General features: G+C 63.8%; 5 protein-coding genes. 2 read left to right on the forward strand and 3 right to left on the reverse strand.

Annotated features, from left to right (window positions below; all coding sequences use genetic code 11):
• The 3 genes from A5779_RS14600 to A5779_RS14610 form a co-directional block, all read right to left on the reverse strand.
• On the reverse strand, positions 1-1,110 hold a 1,110-nt coding region (locus A5779_RS14600; RefSeq protein WP_165609786.1), incomplete at its 3' end, for an MMPL family transporter.
• A complete protein-coding gene (locus tag A5779_RS14605; protein ID WP_064883034.1) occupies positions 1,107-1,535 on the reverse strand; it encodes an MmpS family transport accessory protein in 429 nt (142 codons plus the stop codon). The genes A5779_RS14605 and A5779_RS14600, both read right to left, overlap by 4 nt.
• Positions 1,536-1,649: 114 nt before the next feature.
• The gene (locus tag A5779_RS14610; RefSeq protein WP_064883036.1) at positions 1,650-2,318 is read right to left on the reverse strand and encodes a TetR/AcrR family transcriptional regulator; all 669 of its coding nucleotides are present in this window, start codon (positions 2,316-2,318) and stop codon (positions 1,650-1,652) included.
• A 101-nt stretch (positions 2,319-2,419) separates the two neighbouring features.
• Between A5779_RS14610 and A5779_RS14615 the strand changes: the two genes are divergently transcribed.
• A complete protein-coding gene (locus A5779_RS14615; protein ID WP_064883038.1) occupies positions 2,420-3,484 on the forward strand; it encodes an NAD(P)H-dependent amine dehydrogenase family protein in 1,065 nt (354 codons plus the stop codon).
• 156 nt (positions 3,485-3,640) lie between these two features.
• Positions 3,641-4,560: NAD-glutamate dehydrogenase domain-containing protein (locus A5779_RS14620; RefSeq protein WP_236734771.1), on the forward strand; the 920-nt coding region annotated here is incomplete at its 3' end.

Consider the following 4,560-nt stretch of genomic DNA (forward strand, 5'->3'; position numbering starts at 1 on the left):
GACCTTGCGCCACCCCGGCGACGCGATCTTGTGCTTGGGATCGAGTAAGCCGAACTTCGACGCGATGGTCAGCACGGCAGGCGCCAACGTCAGTCCGGCGATGATGATCACCAGAACAGAGATGGCGCAGGGCAGACCCATGGTCTGGAAGTAGGGCAGCGTGGTCATGGTGAGGCACAGGCAGGCCCCGACGATCGTCAACCCGGAGCCGAGGATGACGTGCGATACGCCGCTGTAGGCCACATAGAACGCGTCTTCGCGGTCCAGGCCTTTCGATCTCTCCTCGTGATATCGGCCGAGGAGGAAGATCACATAATCGGTGCCTGCGGCCAGGGCCAGCATGGTCACCATGCTCACCGCGTACGGGGTCAGGCCGATGATGTTCAGGTAACCGGCGGCAGCCGTAACACCCTGTGCGGCAAACAGTTCAAGAAGAATGACGACCATCGACACGAGCAGCGTCACGACGGAGCGGTACACCGCGAGCAGCATCAAGATGATGACGCCGACCGACACCAACTCCATTTTCGCCATACTTTGATGGCCTGCCACGCTGGTATCGGCGTTGAGCACGCTGTTTCCGGCGACGTGGGCCGAGATACCCGGCGGAGCGGGCACCGAGGCCACGATGTCACGCACGGCGGCCACGGAATCGTGGCTCTTGCTGGTGCCCTGGTCCCCGGCAAGGAAGATCTGCACATAAGCGGACTTGCCGTCCACACTCTGCGAACCCGCCGCGGTCATCGGATCGCTCCAGAAGTCTTGAACGTTCTGGACGTGTTCGGTATCGGCCTTCAGCTTCGCGACGATCTCGTCGTAGTACTTGTGCGCGGCCGCACCGACCGGTTCGTCGCTCTCCAGCACCACCATCGCTGAGGAATCCGAATCGTACTGCTGAAACACCTTGCCGATGTTCAGCATCGACTTGTAGGAGTCCGAACTGGTGGGGCTCAGCGGCACCGACCGGGATGCGGCGACCTCATCGAGTGACGGGACAAGAGTTCCCAGCGCAATCGTGAGGAGCACCCAGAACACGATGATCGGCAGCGAAAAGATCCGAACCATCCGGCCCAGGAACGGGCGATGGGAGTTCTTGTGTGCGTTGCTCATACGGATTTCACCAAGCAGTAGATGAACGGTTTGAAGGTGTCGGTACTCGTCCGGTCGTCGCGCACGTCGTCGTCGACAGTCACCCGGCACCCGAGGTCTGTGACGTCGCGCTCGCCCTGAGCCATGATGTTGGCCGACATCGACGGCAGCGTCGTCACGATCGTGAAAGACCAGGGCAACGGGGCATTTTCGATGAGGTTGGGTTGACCGTATTCATCGAGATAGTTGATGTTCGCCGTGCCCCCGGAACCGGTGATCTCGTACTTGATGTGCTTCGGATTGAAGTTCTCGGTAATTCCGGAACCCTCTGCCAAGTTCGGCCCCTGCTGCCCGCCATCCCGAATTCGAAGGATCGCGTACGCGCCCAACGCGACGACGACCACCAAAGTGAGTGGCATCCACGCCTTCTTGAGCAACTTGAACACAGTTGCGCCTCTCCCCGACCTACTATTCACTAATTGACCCAGACGGAACTCAAGTTCCGCCTAAGAGGATGCTGAGCACTGTACCCGAGTCAGGCTCGGCCGACGACTCGGCGTCTACTCCGCCAGAAACCGCTCGAGGCCGGCAATCACGATGTCGAGGTTGAAGTCGAAGTCCTGGGCCGCGGTCCCCGCGACCCCACGATCGGCAACGACACCGCTGAGCAGCGGGAAGTCGCTCGACGGAAGGTCTTTCAACGCCCGAACCACCTCGGGCGTCTGATGGTGCAGCCGGGACCCGGCCGAACCCAACACATCGTGCGCGGCCGACATCGCAAGCCCCGACACCAAGGTGAGTACGCGCCCGGCGTCGTCGGTACCGAATCCGCCCGCGGTCAGTGCCCGCAGCACCTGCTCGGCCAGCGCCAGACTCGCGGCCCCACCGGTACCACTCAACCGGAAGCTGGTCGCCGTCACACCGAGCTTGAGCACACCCTGGCGGATCGCGGTTCCGTAGGCCCGCAGAATTTCCTGCCAGCTCGCGTCCTCGGGCAGCTTGATCGAGCGCAACTCGGCCTCGAACAGGTCGGCCACCACCAGCTCGAGCAGGCCGTCGCGGTCGCCGACGTAGTAGTGCAGCGTCGTTCGGTCCACCCCGAGCGCATCGGCAACCGCCTGCATCGTCAACGCACCCGGCGGGATCGCACGCGCCGCGGCGACGATCTGCTGCTGATCGATACGCGGTGGGCGGCCGCGCCCCCGACGGGGCGCGTTTCCGGTGGTCACATGGGCAATTCTAGTTGCTCACGACGCCGGGGACGTACCACTCTTCCTTTTTTCTCACGGTCGTGGAAAACTGCCGGAAACCGAGCAAGGGAGCTGCTGCCGTGTCACAAACTTCGCCATACCGGGTCGTCCAGTGGACGACGGGGAACGTCGGGAAGAGTTCGGTGGCGGCTATCGCCCGCAACCCGAACCTGGAACTGGTGGGCTGCTACGCGTGGTCGCCGGACAAGTCCGGAAAAGACGTCGGCGAACTCGTCGGCATCGAGCCCCTCGGCGTCGCGGCCACCAATGACGTGCAGGCACTGCTGGCCCTCAAACCGGACGTCGTGGTCTACAACCCCATGTGGATCGACGTCGACGAACTCGTCGAAATCCTTTCCGCCGGCATCAATGTCGTGGCGACGGCCTCATTCATCACCGGACACAATCAGGGCGAGGGCCGCGATCGCATCGTCGAGGCCTGCCGCAAGGGCGGCTCGACGATGTTCGGATCGGGCATCAGCCCCGGCTACGTCAACCAGTTGGCCGTGGTGGCCGCCGGAATCTGCGACCGGGTGGACAAGGTCACGGTCAACGAGGCCGCCGACACCACCTTCTACGACTCACCGGAAACCGAGAAGCCGGTCGGGTTCGGCCAGCCCATCGACCATCCCGACCTGCAAGCCATGACCGCCCATGGCACCGGGGTCTTCGGTGAGGCGGTGCGGATGATCGGCGACGCACTCGGTATCGAGTTCGACGAAGTTCGTTGCGACGCCGAATACGCCCAGACCACAGAGGATCTCGACCTGGGCTCGTGGACGATTCCGGCGGGCTGTGTCGCCGGCGTGTTCGTCAGCTGGAAAGGCATCATCGGCGATACCACCCGTGTCGAGCTCACCTTGCGCTGGCGCAAAGGCCAGACGTTGGAACCGGATTGGCAGATCGATCAGGACGGATGGGTCATCGAGGTCGCGGGCCGGCCGACCGTGACGATGAAAGTCGGCTTCCTGCCACCGCCGGATTTCGAAGCCACCACCCTGGAGGAATTCATGGTGCTCGGGCACATCATGACCGCCACTCCCCCGATCAATGCGATCCCCGCGGTGGTCAACGCCGCACCCGGCATCGTCACCTACAACGATCTTCCGTTGATCCTGCCGCGCGGCGTGGTGCCGACGGGCTAGGAAAGTCAGGACGGGCCCGGCCGACACAGTGTAATGACAGGCCACATTTCACTGACACTTTGCAGCATCTGAACGCGTGCTCCTCACCACAGGATTGTGTGCACCGTCGAACGCAACCGACGGCATCGATCAACGACGATTGAGGAGACCGGAACCGTGGATTCGTTGCGCGCCAACCCTATTGCGCCCGATATGCAGGATCAGCAGGCCGGGGTTGTGGTACCCAGCCGGCTACTGGAAGCCAAGGCGCTCAACGATCTGACGGGCGATGCCGTCGAGGTGAACCTCGACTGGACCGACGCGGACGGACGGCTCAACTTTGCGCTCGCCGCCCTCGAGCCGGTGCCGCTGCGCCGGATGCTGCCCGCGCTGCAGAGCATGGACCTGGAGGTCCTGGAGGAACAGGCGGGCACCTGGGCCAGGCCGGACGGGCGGGTCTGCCACGTCTACCACCTGCTCTTGCAGCCCGGTCCCGATGTCGTCGAGGCGGTGGCCCAGCCGCGGGACGACACTGTCGACCGCATCCGCGAGACCTTCCGGGCGATGTGGGCCGGCCGGGTTGAATCGGACGGATTCAATGCGCTGCTACTGCGGGCCGCCCTGAGCTGGCGTCAGGTGACCGTGCTGCGCAGCTACAGCCGGTACCTTCGGCAGCTGCCGATGCCCTACGGCCAGACGCGCATCCAACGGGTCCTGCTGGACAACCCGGCGGCCACGCGCGCACTGCTGGATCTGTTCGAGGCCCGATTCGACCGCACCGAACAACCCGCCGACAGCCCCCACCGCATTTCCCGCATCGCAGCGGCTGAGCAGCAGGTGGCCACCGAGATCGATCAGGTGCTGCACATCGACGCCGACCGGATCCTCCGCGCGTACCACAATCTGATCAACGCCACGGTGCGCACCAACGCGTTCGCGCCCGATGCCCTCACCGTCTGGGCGCCCTATCTGGTCCACAAACTCGATGCCCAGTCCGTCGACGAGCTGCCACAGCCACGTCCCCTTTCCGAAATCTTCGTGTACTCACCGGAATTCGAGGGTCTGCATCTTCGCTTCGGGCTGGTGGCCCGCGGCGG

It is taken from the genome of Mycolicibacterium peregrinum (assembly GCF_001665625.1).
Taxonomy (GTDB): Bacteria; Actinomycetota; Actinomycetes; order Mycobacteriales; family Mycobacteriaceae; genus Mycobacterium; species Mycobacterium peregrinum_B.